Genomic DNA, 15,119 nt, shown 5'->3' with positions numbered 1-15,119 from the left:
TAAAGTCTAAAATCCAAAATTGAATGACTCCTAACTAGAAAATGGAACGCCCAATCTTATACTTAGCCATAACTAACCACGGCTTTGGTCATGCTACCCGTATTGCTTCTGTAGCTGCGACAATTCAAAAATTATGTCCAGAAGTTCTGCTAATTCTGGTAACTACTGCCCCGCGCTGGTTGCTAGAGTGCTATATAGAAGGCGATTTTATTTATCGTCCCCGTGCATTTGATTTGGGTGTGGTGCAAACCGATAGTTTGACAATGGATAAAGTAGCGACTTTAGAAAAGTTGCTGAATATTAAAAAGCATCAAAATTCCTTCATTGCTTCAGAAGTGAATTTTATCCGCCAAAATCGCGTTAATCTCATTTTGGCAGACATTCCCTTCCTCGCTCCTGGGTTTGCCAAAGGTGCAAATATTCCCTGCTGGATGATGAGTAACTTTGGCTGGGACTTTATCTACCGAGATTGGGGAGGCGAATTTATCGCAGTTGCAGATTGGATTAGTGATTGGTACTCAAAATGCGATCGCCTATTTCGTCTGCCCTTCCACGAACCGATGCAAGCTTTTAACAATATCACAGATGTCGGTTTAACAGGCGGTTCCCCCCGTCACTCTGCTGATAATTTACGTTCTCTTTGGGGAATAACTGCACCAGTAGAAAAAACTATTTTGTTAACCTTTGGCGGCTTGGGTTTACAGCAAATTCCCTACGATAGCCTGCGGCGATTTCCAGATTGGCAATTTATCGTCTTTGATCAATCTGCTCCTAATTTACCTAATTTAGTGAAAATTGATGATCGCAAATACCGCCCTGTAGATTTTATGTCTATTTGTGGACGAGTCCTTTCTAAACCTGGTTACAGTACTTTTGCTGAAGCCGCACTCTTAGGAGTACCTATTGTTACCATCCCCCGTGAGGACTTTGCTGAAGCAACTTTTCTAATAGAAGGCGTTACAAATTATAACCAGCATCAAATCATCACCCCATCTGAGTTTTTTCAAGGGACTTGGGATTTTCTGCGTGAATTACCTCAATTACCAAAGCAATCTGAACCAATTGCTAAGGATGGTAATGAAGCGATCGCTTATGCTGTAATTAATTATTTCGAGTCGAATAAATTTGTTCAAAACAACATAAATTAATAGTAGAACAATGGTAACATCCAGCAGATTCAACCGCTAATTAGCTCTTACCAACATCAATAACAGTGTTCTAGATGACTCACTACCAAAAGCTACTAAAAATTTCCACCACTGGTAAATCTTTTTACAATATCACTGCAAAAATTGAAGCCACAGTTGCAGAATCGGGAGTTGAAACTGGTCTTTGTACTCTATTTTTACGCCACACTTCAGCCAGTTTAGTCATCCAAGAAAATGCCGATCCCGATGTCCTTGTGGATTTAGCTAACTTTATGGCAAAACTCGTGCCAGAATCGGGAAAATACATTCACGATGCAGAAGGCCCCGATGATATGCCGGCACACATTCGTACCGCACTCACCCACACTTCTGAACATATCCCTATTAATCGTAGTCATTTAGTACTGGGAACTTGGCAAGGAATTTATATTTGGGAACATCGCCAGCGCAGTCATTTAAGAGAATTGGTTGTCCATATTTCTGGATAACCGATTCTCAAGTTTTATTTAAGGTGGAGTTCTGTAGAGTTTAAATACTCTGGTTATCACGCTTACGCTTTAGCTATAATCTCATAAACTCGCGGTGATATGCATTAAGTAAATTTCGCCGCAATCGCTTTGTAACGAAAATTAATCAGATCCACGCCAAATAATTTGTGTCAATTTGTAAATTCAAAAGTAAAGTTTATTTGTGATTATTTAAAAACCTATTTATTTCGATATAAACTAATATTTAGTGTAAGGTGTTTGGGCTATTTCAATTACTATGAAGCAAGAAGTCACACAAACTCATACTTTCCATTTTATTGACGAGATCCTTGCCCAACAGTCTATTAATGTATTATCACTTAATCCCCAAAAAACATTAATTACCAGTTTCGCAGAATTGGGGAATTTAATTACTGAAGAAAATGCCGAAATTCAATTCCTCATAACCCTTCAGCAAACTATCGAATCTATAGTCCGTACTCAATTGCAAAACTTTCCAGAAAATATATTCTGGGATTTTGACTTTTTAGTAAGTAGTATGCTAAGGCAGGCTCTCATAGCAGATGAGAGTGCTGTTCCTTTTTTAAAGCTTTTTGGTGAAAAGATGGTTTTACTGACGGAGATGTTCGGAAGTAAAACAGAAATCCGCTTTCGTTATGTTCACGATTTTATGTATGGGTTTGAGTGGGCAAGGTGGGTACAAAAAGAGCCACAAAAACGCGCACACATAGAGCCTTTTAGTCCAGTTTTTTTAGATTATTTGCTTGTCAAAGGTAAAGAACTTTTACAACGGATTAATCACGGTCAGGTTACATGTTATAAACTATGTGACACAGGCTACCGTAATCCCTTCACTTTTTCTCGTGAACCAGAAGATGAATATCGTTTGTTAACTTGTCTTGCCCAAGAAGAACTTATCCCAGTCGCAGTGTGGAACTGGAATGCTAGCCCTGTCTGGAACAAACCTTTCCAAGAAATGCGCCAGCAATTAGCATTAAAATTAAATATTCAACCTCAGAAACACTGATTAGCAATTAAAATTAAAAATTGCTGAAGAAAATAGTTATGAAAATTGCTGACTTAATTACTTGGTTTGAAGCGTGGGCAAATCCCGCTTGGTGTGAAAGTTGGGATAATTGCGGCTGGCAGATTGAACCAGGAGTGTTGGAGGAAAAAGCACGGGTTTTAGTATGTTTGACACCGACTTTGGCAGTAATGCAGGAAGCGATCGCTCTAAATGCTAATCTGATATTTGCCCATCATCCCTTGATTTTTACTCCTCCTAAATCTTTACGCACTGGTGAAGCGATCGCAGAAATGGTACGGTTGTCCTTCACCCACAATATTGGTGTTTACACTGCCCACACAAATTTCGATCAAGTGCAGGATGGTACTGCTGACGTTCTAGCTCAAATTTTAGAACTCAAAGAAGTTATTCCTATAGTACCTACACAAGCAGGATTAGGATATGGTCGTGTTGGTTTACTAGAGCCATTTCTGACATTACAGGAGTTACTTGCAACCATTCAAACCCGACTTGCTTCTCCTAATTTGATTTTTTCTCCAACTACTGATTTACAGCAAACAATTTCACGAGTTGCTGTTTTGGGTGGTTCGGGGGCTAGTTACATTTCAGCCGTCGCCAAAACTGGTGCTCAAGCTTATCTAACTTCTGACTGTAAGTTTCATCAGTTTCAAGAAAGCCGCGATTGCAGTCTCATTCTAATCGATGCCGGACATTACGCTACCGAACGTCCAGCTTGCGATCGCTTGGTGCAAAAATTCCAGTCCTTAAATTTACACTGGGTGCAATTAAGCCAAAAGGATGAAGATTTCCGCCAGTTTTTTGCTTGATTGCTTATGTTTCACTATATTTTTGGGAAACTTCCTTAAAAATTTTCCTATCTTTTAATCTTGTCAAATTATACGCCACCTCAGTACTGAAACTAAAGTTTTTTGTAACCATTATCTGCGTACATGAATAGATAAATGCACACAAATGTCATATTGTAACCGATTGATGTGATCTAAATCACTAACTAGGTGTAATGATAATCACATGATATTCATGTTCCATATCAATTAATATCAGAGGTAAATGTTCCACACTTGACGTAACAATTTTTTACTCTGTCCTAACCAAGATGATTCGTACACTCGTTGAATCTGCTTTCCAAACTGGATATCTTAGTGTTGAATCTGAGGGATTACTCCATCAAGTGCTTGTCACTAAATGCTGGAAGGAAGAGGATTTGTCAGCCCTTGCAGCCCTATACGATGCAGTTCGGGCAGGTAAAATTAAACGAGAAGCCTCCTCATCGAACGTGCTTATGGAATTTCCGCTACCATATAAATCTTGCTGATACTCCAAAATAAGCAGAGGGTAATTTTCCCATGTTTCACCTTATCTCACCATTTCCTTTGCCTTTGAAGCTTATCACCTCTACTCCGTTGCCTTTTAATTAGCTATCATCAGGCAAAAACCTTCAAAAATCAAAACTATTTAGGTGTTGTTGTTGAAAATCATCAAGGTCAGCAAGAGAATGAGTTAAGATCATATACACATGGGTAAAAGTAAAATCAAGTCCCCGGACTTCCCAGCAATGCCAATGATTAAAAGTAGGCAAGTTAAACAACCGCAATCAACGATTGGTTTTGAGTATTCTTTATTACATAATAGTAACAAGGACTCACCAGCAAATATGAGCCTGGTTAGGACAGGTTCGGAACTGTTTGACTTCGATAAAGCAGACATTGAGTAGAATGAGCCGGAGGGAGATTAAGTTCATTGCTGCAAGCATTGATTTCTGACCCAACATTTTCCAATATTTGACAACTACATGCAAGTTTTGGGATTGGGTGATGAAACATACTTGTTCTGAACGGTGAAATTAACCTCTTAAAGGTGTAATGTAATTGGGTAGAACCCAGATTTTGACAGGTTTAACTACGTTGTTTAAAAAGGCAGAAACAGTACATGCTACACCGCAAGATTTATCAACTCTGTTGCGATGGGCGCGAGGTATGTGTTTTCTTGCGGGACCAGCAACGCTGGATTGAACGCGCCCGCATCATCGACATAGAGGGAGATTTAGTGACCCTACGCTATGAAACAGAAGAAGAGGACGAAGTTTGTTCTTGGGAAGAAATGGTTCGCCTCGAGAGCATTGGTGCTGTAACGCAAAAACTAGCTTCAGTACCACGCGGTAATGTGGAGCCTTTGATGACTGAAGACTGCCCCGAAGCCGAACGCATCCACAACCGTTACACTGACTCGAATCCAGAATAATTAGTCATTAGTCATTAGTCATTAGTCATTGGTCATTAATTAAAAATGACAAAAGACACCGGATTAATGACTATTGGCTATCATTCAAACCTTCAAAAGCAGGACAGTAACCTTCTAGAGTTACCTTAAAGTTATACAACGGGGAAGCTGGATTCCAACATCGCTGCCCCCTTTGGTGTCGGCAAGTACCGCAACAGTCTACATCTGTCCATGTATAGCGATCGCTATTTTGGTTGAGTAATTCTCGTTGAGACAATCCCCTCAATACTAGTTCTTCGCCTTGCCAACGAGCTTCGATTAAACCAGTATCAGCAAATTGCCGCCAACGAGGATCAGTAGTAATCACATCGGCTAGGGTGATTGTGATTACTGTTCCCAGCTCTGTCAGTTCACCTTCGTAATTAGTTTCTGGTGCTGCCGGTTGTAAAAATGTATCGCCGATAGGCAATTCTACTAAAATGTCAGCCGCCGGGGAATGGATATGATAGCGGTTTTGCAACTCCTCTAAGCTAGTCAGGTCTGCCAAGTAGGCAGGTGAACCGTGAACAAAAATGACGTGCTGGGGCCGCAAATTATGAATTAGCTGCGTAGTACCAGGGCCATCACTATGTTGAGCCAAGAGATAAGTTTCAACAGTGGTGGGTGCTAGATATTCTTTATTAACTTTTATATCAATTTTTTCTGGTAGCAGGATTAGCCAAGGGCCTGTGTCTAGTTGGCAGTGCTTACCTAAATCATCTGTAGAGTCGGTAAGGACAATACAAGGTGACTTACCCACAGTGGGACGATGTTCTGCTTGTAAACGACGCACGCGGGGACGCACCCGTTCATCCCAAAATAAGGGTTGATGGCGGGCGAAGTTCTGTACAGATGGGGGAAGGTGAGGTAATAGTTCTAGGTAGGCATCACACCCAGTTGCAACAGCACCATCTACCCAGATATCTATATCTCGTCCGGTGAAGTGGTGATGAGAGCGTAAGAGCATTAATAATTCTTGACCCAATCCTAAAGCAGGAGTGGGAAGGATTACAGAACAATGGTCAGCGATCGCGCGATTAATTCGTTCTGCTAGTTGATTTTCTTGGTTTCGGCGGTGAGGATGACGGGATGTGCCGTAACTGCCTTCAATGATTAGCACATCCAAGTCTAATCCTCGCAGTTCCTCTAAACGCAAACCTTCTACCAACCGGGAGTTTGACAGGAAAAAATCTCCTGTATACAGTAGCTTATAAGTACGCTGCTTAGTGGTGTAGGTAAGAAGAATTGCCACAGCCCCCGGTAGATGCCCTGCGGGAAATAATTCTGCCACCAAACCATCTTGGAATTCCACAGGCGATCGCAACGGCAAGGCATGACAAAATTCGGAAATTTTCTCAGGATCTTGGTCTAGCCAATTCAACGGCAGTAACTTGCTGGTTACTTCGCTACCATAAATAGGTAACTTTGGAAAAGCTTTATGAAGTGCCAGTAAGCCTCTGGCGTGATCTGGGTGGGCGTGACTAATCAAAACAAAATCTGCTGGTGGGGGCGAACCAGTTCCAGGTACCGACTTAGTAAGCCCCTTCGCCAGCGATGAAATATCCTCCAAACCACAATCCAATAGGATGCGGTGTGGACCCATCTTCACCAATAAACACACACCCTCATCGTAATGCTGGACACTATAGGGGAAACATTCTAATTCAGTACCCCCTTCGGCAGCATCTACGTGAGAGGATGCCGACAGATTATCCCTCATGCTCTCCTCCCCTCAAACCTCATCATCATGGACATATCCCAAAAGCCAAAAATTACACAAATTTTGGTTTTGTGACTTAGGGGGTAAGTTTTATCGTGCGCCCCTACACCCTGAGAATACAGATTTTTGATTGGGGAGGACGCCTCCACTGAACCCGCACTGGTTCAGAAAGGTGGACTAACCAGAAGCCATCAAACTACTAGCTCAAGGATGCCTCTTGTTTCTTTTCCTTTTGCAAGTTCTGAACGCTCTTAACCAACTCACCCTACGGGGGGAAGTCGCCCAAGCGTTTACAGATTCATCTCAATGTGCAGAGCCATTGCCGTGATAGTTATCTGAATCATAGAATCCATTTTTCGTGCCAAAAAATAAGCACGAAAGCGTAAAGATAACTGTCAATCCAGCTAGAATCAGCTTTACATCCATTCTTTTGCTGTCCCTTACTTAAAGACTTTCCTATATTAATTTAGTGCTTCCGCAATCAAACGTAATCACTAGAAAATCTTTACTATGCTTATGTGGATTGGGCAATAGGTAAATTTACCGCAATCAGTCAGATTGTAGAACCTTTCGGTTCACATGTCTATTTATTTAGATGTAAACGAATATGACACCAGGAGCAATCCTCTAAAACCTCTAAAAATCCTCAGTAGTTAGGATTGACCCACTGTTCAAATAAGCTTTTGAGGCTCTTTAGATACAAACGTTTAATAATTTACTAAACTTTACCAAAAACGCTCTATTCATCCAAAACTAGTCTCAACGCCAAACTCAAGTCATCACCTTAATATTAAAAACAGGAGCAATTATTTCCCAACCCCTAAATAAAAATACCTGTGTTGTATGACTATCGAACGACTTCCCCAAAAACACTATCCCAAGGCTGAAATTGGGCGACGAGTTATGGCATTGGGGCTTGATTTCCTTGGTGTCTGGTTAGTCAGTTCCCTACTGGGAGGCGGCGATATCGGGATTCAATTTCTGCAAATCCTAGTTTTTGTGATATTTTGGCTGATTTTGCGGGTGCTGGTGGTATACAACAATCAAGGGCAAAGTTTAGGGCGTTGGGCGTTCGATTTAAAGGTGTTAGAAGTTGAAGATGGGGAAGTAGTAGGCAGAATTCCAGATTTGCCCTCACTAGTGAAGCGAGAGGCGATCGTCGGCTTGGGTGCCCTTTTAGTGTCAATTGCCCTTAGCAATATTAGAGCCAATCCCACTGCTATACTGCTAGTAATTCCCCTAGCAATTGATTGTGGAACTGCCTTCTCTGATACCCAGATGCGGCAGGCTTTACACGATCGCTATTGTGGAACTTTCATAGTTTCGTCGCGTCGTGGCTACTCGCTTGACATAAAAATTAAAAGATTAGTTGATAATATGCGGCGGAATGTGAGAAGATAGTCATTTGTGTTAATTCTCTTCAGGCTTCACTGTTTGTAAGATTATGGCTAAGAGTAAAGGTGCCCGCATTATTATCACACTAGAGTGTACTGAGTGCCGGACAAATTCAGATAAGCGTTCTGCTGGTGTTTCACGTTATACCAGCACCAAGAATCGCCGCAACACCACTAATCGGCTAGAACTGAAAAAGTTCTGCACCCACTGCAACAAACATATCGTTCACAAGGAAATTAAGTAGAGATGAGTTATTTCCGTCGTCGCCTTTCTCCGATCAAGCCAGGAGAACCAATCGATTATAAAGATGTTGATTTACTGCGTAAGTTTGTCACCGAGCGGGGTAAGATATTGCCACGTCGGATTACTGGGCTTACATCTCAGCAACAGCGAGAATTGACATTAGCAATTAAACGTTCGCGGATTGTGGCTTTGTTGCCATTTATCAATGCGGAAGGCTAAAAGAGTGATGAGTTATGAGTGATGAGTTATGAGTTAAGAATCAAAACTCCTAACTCCTAACTTAAAACTATTTCAACTGTTCACCAAATTAAAGTGCGAGAGTTGTGGAGAAGGGGACGCTAGTTGAATTTAGGGTTCAAGGCGATCGCCGTCTGGGCATCGTAGAACGCCCAGACGGTAAAACCCGCTGGTTTGTGGTAGACGAACGTGGTCAATCCCACAGCCTCGCGCCTAGACAAATAACTTATACAGTTACCGGGCAGACCTACAAGCCTTCTGAGATTGCCAGCTTTTTGGAGCAGATCAAGCCTTATTTAGACCCATCTAGCTTAGAAGTAGCTTGGGAATTATTGGTTGAGGATGGGGAAACAGTCACCCCCGACCAAATGGCGAATCTGTTATTTTCAGAATCAGACGCGCCTCCTTGTTACGCCGCCCATTGCTTGTTATCAGACGACAAACTTTATTTCAAGCAAAAAGGAGACGCTTACGAGCCGCGAACTGCTGCTCAGGTGGCAGAACGCAAGCACCAGATGGAAGTAGAGGCGCTAAAAGCTAAGGGACAGCAGGAATTTTTAACTCGTGTAGAGCAGGCGCTCAAAGGTGAAGCAGTAGAGTGGCAGCGCCACGATCGCCAACGCTTAGAAGGACTCGAAAAATACGCAGCACTTCTTGCTGACACCGTGCGGACAGGGGTCAATTATGATTCCTTGGCTCGCGCTTATCCGCCAAGCGCTCCAGTATTAGAAACTATGACCATGCTGGGACGGCCCACAACACCGCAAGGAGCCTTTCAGCTGTTGGTGGATTTGGGTTGCTGGAGTCCTTATGAAAACTTGTTCCTGCGTCGTTCTTCAATTCCGATCCAATTTCCTAATAAGGTATTAGAAGTGGCGCAACAGCGTTTGGATTTCCCGCCGATTGACTCAGATACAAACCGCCTTGATCTGACTCACCTGAAGGTCTACACCATTGATGATGAAACTACCACAGAGATTGACGATGGTCTGAGTTGGGAAGTACTACCCGATGGGCGGGAACGCCTGTGGGTGCATATCGCCGATCCGACTCGATGGTTAGTACCAGAAGATGAATTAGATTTGGAAGCGAGAAAGCGGGGTAGCACAGTCTATTTACCTACGGGGATGATTCCGATGTTCCCAGAGGTATTAGCGACTGGGCCAATGAGTCTGATCCAGGGACGCGTTTGTTGCGCCCTCAGTTTCGGGATTATTTTAGATACAACTGGGGGAGTAGAAGATTACAGCATTCATACCAGCTCGATTAAGCCGACTTATCGTCTCACCTACGAAGATGTAGATGAAATGCTGCAATTACGGGTACAAGCAGAACCAGAAATTGCTGCGATCGCTACTTGGGCGCAGAAGCGCAAAGCTTGGCGTTATGCTCAAGGGGCAATTAGCATCACCATGCCGGAAGCGATGATCAAAGTCAAAGATGATGAGATCAATATTGATATTTTGGACGATTCCCCATCGCGGCAAGTAGTCGCAGAAATGATGATTGTTGCCGGTGAAGTTGCGGCTCGTTATGGTAAAGCTCATAACATACCTTTGCCCTTTCGTGGTCAGCCGCAACCGGAATTACCCCCAGAAGAAGAATTGCTGCTACTTCCCGCCGGATTCGTTCGCGCTTGCGCTATGCGTCGTTGTATGCCCAAGAGCGAAATGAGTATTACGCCTCTGCGCCATGCTGGTTTGGGTTTGGATACTTATACCCAAGCAACCTCTCCCATCCGTCGTTACAGTGATTTGCTTACCCACTTCCAACTTAAAGCCCATTTGCGGGGTGAAGTTTTACCATTTACCGCAGATCAACTTAAAGAAGTAATGATGACTGTCACCAGCATCACCCAAGAAGTGACGATGGTGGAACGGCAAACTAATAGATATTATGCTCTAGAGTATTTACGCCGTCATCCAGAGGAAACTTGGGATGTAACAGTGTTAATGTGGCTGCGAGAAGACAGTAACTTGGCCCTAATTTTAATAGAAGATTTGGGCTTGCAGTTACCAATGGTTTTCAAACGTTCTGTGAAGTTGGGCGAACAGATATTGGTGAAAGTCAGCCACGCCGATCCGCAAAAAGATATGATCCAGTTTCAAGAAATAGTTTATCAAGAAGCCCAAACAGCAACGAATTAACTAATTCGTAATTCGTAATTCGTAATTCGTAATTATTGGTGAAACACTCGGGCGTAATTGTCTTTCTTGGTGATCTTAAATTAGTTGGGGATTTAGTTCCCAATTGATTCAATTACGAATTTCACACTGTGCTTTTGACATCACAGCCCGAATATAGTCATTTTTACCACTAGTATAAGCCTCGCGATCGCTGCGAAAAGTTGCTGCCAAATCGCGTTTTAAAGCTTCATATCGTTTCGCCTCTTCAGGATGCCTTCTCAGATAGTCGCAAAATAGCTTGCGTTCCCAAAATTCGCTGTTAATCTCGACTATATGAACATGGTGAGTACGTTGCTTTCCGTATGGTGGCATTCCTTTCACAAAAAACATCCGTCCAGGATCTGGGTTTTCACGCCAATAAACGTATCCCAAAGATTCTAATATCGGAACAGTAGATTTCGCATTTACTAAGGAACGGACTCCTACCATGATGTCAATAACTGGTTTTGCCGCCATTCCTGGTACTGCCGTACTCCCAATATGTTCAATTTCCACAACCAAGTCATTGCTTAGTACCTGCCAAATACGCTCGGCTTCTTGTGCAAACAAAGTCTGCCACCGTGGGTCATATTCGACTATATTTACTTCATCCATCGGTGAAATTAATTTTGTCTATAACAATGGTAGTTGGTTAAATCCTTTATTTAATTACCATTCAAGCAATTTTATTAGTATAATAATGGATCGTGTCGAATTAAAGCTAAACAATGCCTAAACTAAAGACTCGTAAAGCCGCAGCGAAGCGATTCCGTGCCACGGGCACAGGTAAAATCGTCCGTCGGAAAGCTGGCAAAAGCCACCTTTTAGAGCACAAATCTTCTGACAAAAAGCGTGGTATGCGTCAGAGTGCGCTTGTACATGAACGCGATGAACTTAACGTGCACTTGATGCTCCCATATTTGTAAGTATTTTAGGAAATAAGTTATGACTCGGGTAAAACGCGGTAATGTAGCTCGGAAACGCCGCAATAAAATTCTCAAACTAGCTAAAGGTTTTCGCGGTTCTCACTCAACTCTGTTTAGAACTGCCAACCAACAAGTGATGAAGGCGCTACGGAGTGCCTACCGCGATCGCAAAAAGAAAAAGCGCGATTTTCGTCGCCTTTGGATCACCCGTATCAACGCTGCTTCAAGGCAACACGGCTTGAGCTACAGCCAGTTGATCGGTAACTTGAAAAAAGCTGATATCCAACTAAATCGCAAGATGTTGGCACAATTAGCAGTCCTCGATCCAGCTAGCTTCGGTAAAGTTGCTGAACTCGCAAATCAAGCTAAAGGATAAAGGTGGCAAGGGATGTATAACAGATGTAACAGATGGGAAATAATTACTCGGTTACATCTGGTATTATCCGCCACTATTTTTTGGATATCTTGCTTTTCCATAGTGGGGACAGGATTAACTGCGTCTGCTGCCGAAATGCCAGAAATTCAGCAGCGAGGCTATATAACTGTTGCTGTTAAAGATAACTTGCGTCCGTTGGGATTTAGAGATGCTAACGGTAATTTGCAAGGCTTAGAAATTGACTTAGCACAGCGATTGGCACTTGACTTGGTTGGTACCGAGGCTGTGAAATTGAAACCCGTAGCGAATCGCGATCGCTTGTCTATAGTCTTAGACAAGAAAGTTGATTTTGCGATCGCTAGGGTAACAGCAACTGAATCTCGCAGCCGCATAGTTAGTTTCAGTGTTCCCTACTATTTGGATAGCACTGTATTAGTTACAAAAGATGCCTCTGTGCAGAAATTGAGTGATTTTGCAAAACAAAAAATTGCTGTACTCAACAACTCCAGCACCATCGCTAAAGTGCGTTACTTTGTGTCAAACGCCGAGTTGATAGGAGTGAATTCATATCAAGAAGCGCGACAAAAAATAGAAAGTAATGCAGCCTTTGCCTTTGCCGCAGATGCTAGCGTTCTGAGCGGTTGGGTGCAACAATATCCCCAATATCGGCTATTGCCAATTAAGCTATCAACTGAACCCTTGTCTGTAGTCATGCCCAAGGGATTGCAGTACGATGAGTTAAGACGGAATGTGAATGAAGCGATCGCTCGTTACTTAGCCGAAGGTTGGCTCCAGCAACGTGTTCAATATTGGGGCTTACCGTAAGTAAGTTAGCAGTTACGAGAGACGCGATTAATCGCGTCTGTACAGGAGTTAAGATAATTATCCTTATCTCTATCATGCCCAATAAGCTGATAATAGATTACAGAAGTAACTTTTAATATTTGTATTTGCAACAATGGATAACAGTCTAGCCGTTGTTTATCTCTCAGTTTTGGTGGTTATACTCACAATTGCAGCCGTGAGCGTTTTTCGCCAGATTTTCAAAACTCGTAAGATTGAAGGCTCCTTTGGAAGATTGCGGAAGAAGTTAGAGAAAGAAAAGGGTACGACTCAAGAATATTACGAGTTAGGCAGTATTTATTCAGATAAAAAACTGTATTCTCAAGCGATCACGCTGTTTCAAAAAGCTCTCAAAACTGCCCAAGAAGAGGGAGAAGAAAATATTGCCCCCATTTATAACGGGCTGGGTTATATCTATTTTATCCAAGAGCAATATGACCTAGCAATTCGTCAGTATAAAGAAGCCCTAAAAGCTAAACCAGACTACGTAACGGGGTTGAACAATCTCGGTCACGCTTACGAGAAAAAAAAGTTAACTACTCAGGCGTTACAAAGTTACGAAGAAGCACTAAAATTGGCTCCAAATAACCCTATTGCTAAACGGCGTGCTGAATCTTTACGTCGTTTGGTTTCTGCGTAAATTGGGCGTTGGGCATTGTTTATTTCTCCCTACTCCCTACTCCCCAACTATTAACAAATTAATTTGGCTTTAGCCTCTTAATTTATCGGTTTTCATGCTTAGGCTTGGAAATAGATAACTATAAGTCTTTTGTAAAAATGTAAAAGATGATTAAGCGGCTAAAGCGTTTTTTGTGGCTAGTTATTACTATCATTGTCGCCATTTCTATATCACTCGGATTAATGGGAAGATTGACGGCTCAACAGCCTTCGATTTCCCATCCTCTCACTTCGCTAACAGAGGCAGAAATTAGTACAGCCGTTTCGGTGATCAAAAGAGAAAAAACTTTGAGCGAAATGGCAGCTTTTCCACTGATCGCTTTACAAGAACCAGATAAAAAAGAAGTTCTGAAATTTACACCTGGTAAAGCTTTTCAACGAAAAGCTTTTTTGGTAATCTATGAGCGATCGCTAAATAAAACCTATGAGGGTATTGTTAACCTAACAAGCAAAACCTTAAGTTCGTGGAAAGAAATTTCCTCTGTTCAACCTGCGATCGTCGCTTCAGAATATGAACTGGCAACTCAAGCTTTTAAATCCGATCCCCAATGGCAAACAGCGATGCGAAAGCGGGGAATTACAGATTTCAATCAAGTCAAAATCAGTTGTTGGGCGCCAGGAATCCTGAGTAAACAGGAAGAAACAGCAGGAAGCCGTCTTTGTCGGGGTTTATTCTACTACAAGGGCGATCGCTGGAATTATTACGGCAGTCCAATTGAAGGAATATTGGGAACCGTTAATTTGAACACAGGTAAAATTTCCAGTTTCGTGGATAGAGGGATAGTTCCTTTTTCTAAGGAAAACTGGAACTACGATATTAAGTCCTTGGGTAAATTACTTTCACCACTTAAAGCACTAAAGATTCTCCAACCAAATGGTGCAAGTTTCCAGATTAAAGGCAATGAAATTAGCTGGCAAGGTTGGAAGTTTCGCTATGTAATGCATCCCCGCAGTGGATTGGTGCTTTACCAAGTGACACACAGGGACGGGGAAAATATCCGACCAGTTTTATACCGCGCTAGCTTATCAGAAATGGTAGTACCTTATGGCGATCCTGAGCCTACTTGGTCGTTTAGGAATGCATTTGATGTTGGGGAATACAATTTTGGTTCCCTAGCAACGACGATGGAGTTAGGTAAGGAAATTCCTGAAAACGGTCTTTTGCTGGATGCTGTTTTTGCTAATGGCGACGGAGAACCTTATGTTATGCCAGGAAGTATCGGCATATACGAGCGAAATAACGGTATGCTCTGGAAGCACTATGAGTATGGCACTCAGCGTAATGATGTCCGTCGGAATCGAGAATTAGTCATGACCATGACTGCGGCCATTGATAACTATGATTACAGCATCAATTGGATCTTTCACCAGGATGGGACTTTGGAAGTCCAAAATGAATTAACAGGTATCGTACTGGCGCAGGGAACGGCTGCACAAAAGCAATCTGAGGATGATTCCTATGGTCGGCTAATTGCTAAGAATATCTTCGGAGTAAATCACCAGCACTTTTTCAACTATCGCCTAGATTTTGATGTCGATGGACAGGCTAATGCTGTGATGGAAATGAATGTGAAAGCTTTGCCAATGGATGAG

Annotated in this window: 17 protein-coding genes; 15 read left to right on the top strand and 2 right to left on the bottom strand. The window is 42.4% G+C overall.

The features are described from left to right. Nucleotides 1-41 precede the first annotated feature (41 nt). The 6 genes from VE944_RS27890 (at nucleotide 42) to VE944_RS27865 (ending at nucleotide 4,925) form a co-directional block, all read left to right on the top strand. On the top strand, nucleotides 42-1,148 hold the full coding sequence (locus VE944_RS27890) for a glycosyl transferase (protein ID WP_324985001.1): 1,107 nt from the start codon (nucleotides 42-44) through the stop codon (nucleotides 1,146-1,148). Nucleotides 1,149-1,222: 74 nt separating this feature from the next. Next, a complete protein-coding gene (locus tag VE944_RS27885; RefSeq protein WP_324984998.1) occupies nucleotides 1,223-1,636 on the top strand; it encodes a secondary thiamine-phosphate synthase enzyme YjbQ in 414 nt (137 codons plus the stop codon). Between the two features lie 277 nt (nucleotides 1,637-1,913). Next, the gene (locus tag VE944_RS27880; RefSeq protein ID WP_324984995.1) at nucleotides 1,914-2,663 is read left to right on the top strand and encodes a hypothetical protein; all 750 of its coding nucleotides are present in this window, start codon (nucleotides 1,914-1,916) and stop codon (nucleotides 2,661-2,663) included. 38 nt (nucleotides 2,664-2,701) lie between these two features. Then, entirely contained in the window at nucleotides 2,702-3,490 is a 789-nt protein-coding gene (locus tag VE944_RS27875) for a Nif3-like dinuclear metal center hexameric protein (protein ID WP_324984992.1), read from the top strand. Nucleotides 3,491-3,780: 290 nt separating this feature from the next. Continuing rightward, nucleotides 3,781-3,999 (top strand): hypothetical protein, encoded by a 219-nt coding sequence (locus tag VE944_RS27870; RefSeq protein WP_229454773.1) that lies wholly within the window; start codon nucleotides 3,781-3,783, stop codon nucleotides 3,997-3,999. 614 nt (nucleotides 4,000-4,613) lie between these two features. Continuing rightward, on the top strand, nucleotides 4,614-4,925 hold the full coding sequence (locus VE944_RS27865; RefSeq protein ID WP_012408115.1) for a DUF6679 family protein: 312 nt from the start codon (nucleotides 4,614-4,616) through the stop codon (nucleotides 4,923-4,925). Nucleotides 4,926-4,995: 70 nt separating this feature from the next. Here VE944_RS27865 and VE944_RS27860 read toward each other — a convergent pair whose 3' ends face one another. Then, nucleotides 4,996-6,663, bottom strand: coding sequence for an MBL fold metallo-hydrolase (locus VE944_RS27860; RefSeq protein ID WP_324984983.1), 1,668 nt, complete (start codon nucleotides 6,661-6,663; stop codon nucleotides 4,996-4,998). A gap of 843 nt (nucleotides 6,664-7,506) precedes the next feature. Here VE944_RS27860 and VE944_RS27855 point away from each other — a divergent pair. From VE944_RS27855 to VE944_RS27840, 4 genes are all read left to right on the top strand, one after another. After that, a complete protein-coding gene (locus tag VE944_RS27855; protein WP_324984981.1) occupies nucleotides 7,507-8,064 on the top strand; it encodes an RDD family protein in 558 nt (185 codons plus the stop codon). A 43-nt stretch (nucleotides 8,065-8,107) separates the two neighbouring features. Beyond that, complete coding sequence (gene rpmG, locus VE944_RS27850) at nucleotides 8,108-8,302, top strand: 50S ribosomal protein L33 (protein WP_324984979.1); 195 nt, start codon at nucleotides 8,108-8,110, stop codon at nucleotides 8,300-8,302. 2 nt (nucleotides 8,303-8,304) lie between these two features. Further along, nucleotides 8,305-8,520: a 30S ribosomal protein S18 gene (gene rpsR / locus VE944_RS27845; RefSeq protein ID WP_012411240.1), complete on the top strand. Its 216-nt coding sequence runs from the start codon at nucleotides 8,305-8,307 to the stop codon at nucleotides 8,518-8,520. A 104-nt stretch (nucleotides 8,521-8,624) separates the two neighbouring features. Then, a complete protein-coding gene (locus VE944_RS27840) occupies nucleotides 8,625-10,685 on the top strand; it encodes a ribonuclease catalytic domain-containing protein (RefSeq protein ID WP_324984971.1) in 2,061 nt (686 codons plus the stop codon). Between the two features lie 108 nt (nucleotides 10,686-10,793). Here the strand turns inward: VE944_RS27840 and VE944_RS27835 are convergent, their stop codons facing one another. Then, the gene (locus VE944_RS27835; protein ID WP_324984967.1) at nucleotides 10,794-11,318 is read right to left on the bottom strand and encodes a GrpB family protein; all 525 of its coding nucleotides are present in this window, start codon (nucleotides 11,316-11,318) and stop codon (nucleotides 10,794-10,796) included. 113 nt (nucleotides 11,319-11,431) lie between these two features. Here VE944_RS27835 and rpmI point away from each other — a divergent pair, with 113 nt between their 5' ends. The 5 genes from rpmI to VE944_RS27810 form a co-directional block, all read left to right on the top strand. Beyond that, nucleotides 11,432-11,629, top strand: a complete 198-nt coding sequence (gene rpmI / locus VE944_RS27830) for a 50S ribosomal protein L35 (protein ID WP_324984965.1) — start codon at nucleotides 11,432-11,434, stop codon at nucleotides 11,627-11,629. 19 nt (nucleotides 11,630-11,648) lie between these two features. Next, nucleotides 11,649-12,005 (top strand): 50S ribosomal protein L20, encoded by a 357-nt coding sequence (gene rplT, locus VE944_RS27825; protein ID WP_069069781.1) that lies wholly within the window; start codon nucleotides 11,649-11,651, stop codon nucleotides 12,003-12,005. Between the two features lie 12 nt (nucleotides 12,006-12,017). Next, nucleotides 12,018-12,830, top strand: coding sequence for a transporter substrate-binding domain-containing protein (locus tag VE944_RS27820; protein WP_324984958.1), 813 nt, complete (start codon nucleotides 12,018-12,020; stop codon nucleotides 12,828-12,830). A gap of 133 nt (nucleotides 12,831-12,963) precedes the next feature. Further along, nucleotides 12,964-13,488 (top strand): tetratricopeptide repeat protein, encoded by a 525-nt coding sequence (locus VE944_RS27815; RefSeq protein ID WP_324984955.1) that lies wholly within the window; start codon nucleotides 12,964-12,966, stop codon nucleotides 13,486-13,488. Between the two features lie 146 nt (nucleotides 13,489-13,634). Next, a partial coding sequence (locus tag VE944_RS27810; protein WP_324984953.1) for a copper amine oxidase occupies nucleotides 13,635-15,119 on the top strand: 1,485 nt, incomplete at its 3' end.

The sequence above is a fragment of the Nostoc sp. genome (assembly GCF_035638895.1).
Classification (GTDB): domain Bacteria; phylum Cyanobacteriota; class Cyanobacteriia; order Cyanobacteriales; family Nostocaceae; genus Nostoc.
This window is presented reverse-complemented; position numbering and strand designations above follow the sequence as displayed.

Coding starts and splice junctions, on each gene's coding strand:
- VE944_RS27890 (WP_324985001.1), top strand. CDS start 42: ATGGAACGCCCAATCTTATACTTAGCCATAACTAACCACGGCTTTGGT.
- VE944_RS27885 (WP_324984998.1), top strand. CDS start 1,223: ATGACTCACTACCAAAAGCTACTAAAAATTTCCACCACTGGTAAATCT.
- VE944_RS27880 (WP_324984995.1), top strand. CDS start 1,914: ATGAAGCAAGAAGTCACACAAACTCATACTTTCCATTTTATTGACGAG.
- VE944_RS27875 (WP_324984992.1), top strand. CDS start 2,702: ATGAAAATTGCTGACTTAATTACTTGGTTTGAAGCGTGGGCAAATCCC.
- VE944_RS27870 (WP_229454773.1), top strand. CDS start 3,781: ATGATTCGTACACTCGTTGAATCTGCTTTCCAAACTGGATATCTTAGT.
- VE944_RS27865 (WP_012408115.1), top strand. CDS start 4,614: ATGCTACACCGCAAGATTTATCAACTCTGTTGCGATGGGCGCGAGGTA.
- VE944_RS27860 (WP_324984983.1), bottom strand. CDS start 6,663: ATGAGGGATAATCTGTCGGCATCCTCTCACGTAGATGCTGCCGAAGGG.
- VE944_RS27855 (WP_324984981.1), top strand. CDS start 7,507: ATGACTATCGAACGACTTCCCCAAAAACACTATCCCAAGGCTGAAATT.
- rpmG (WP_324984979.1), top strand. CDS start 8,108: ATGGCTAAGAGTAAAGGTGCCCGCATTATTATCACACTAGAGTGTACT.
- rpsR (WP_012411240.1), top strand. CDS start 8,305: ATGAGTTATTTCCGTCGTCGCCTTTCTCCGATCAAGCCAGGAGAACCA.
- VE944_RS27835 (WP_324984967.1), bottom strand. CDS start 11,318: ATGGATGAAGTAAATATAGTCGAATATGACCCACGGTGGCAGACTTTG.
- rpmI (WP_324984965.1), top strand. CDS start 11,432: ATGCCTAAACTAAAGACTCGTAAAGCCGCAGCGAAGCGATTCCGTGCC.
- rplT (WP_069069781.1), top strand. CDS start 11,649: ATGACTCGGGTAAAACGCGGTAATGTAGCTCGGAAACGCCGCAATAAA.
- VE944_RS27820 (WP_324984958.1), top strand. CDS start 12,018: ATGTATAACAGATGTAACAGATGGGAAATAATTACTCGGTTACATCTG.
- VE944_RS27815 (WP_324984955.1), top strand. CDS start 12,964: ATGGATAACAGTCTAGCCGTTGTTTATCTCTCAGTTTTGGTGGTTATA.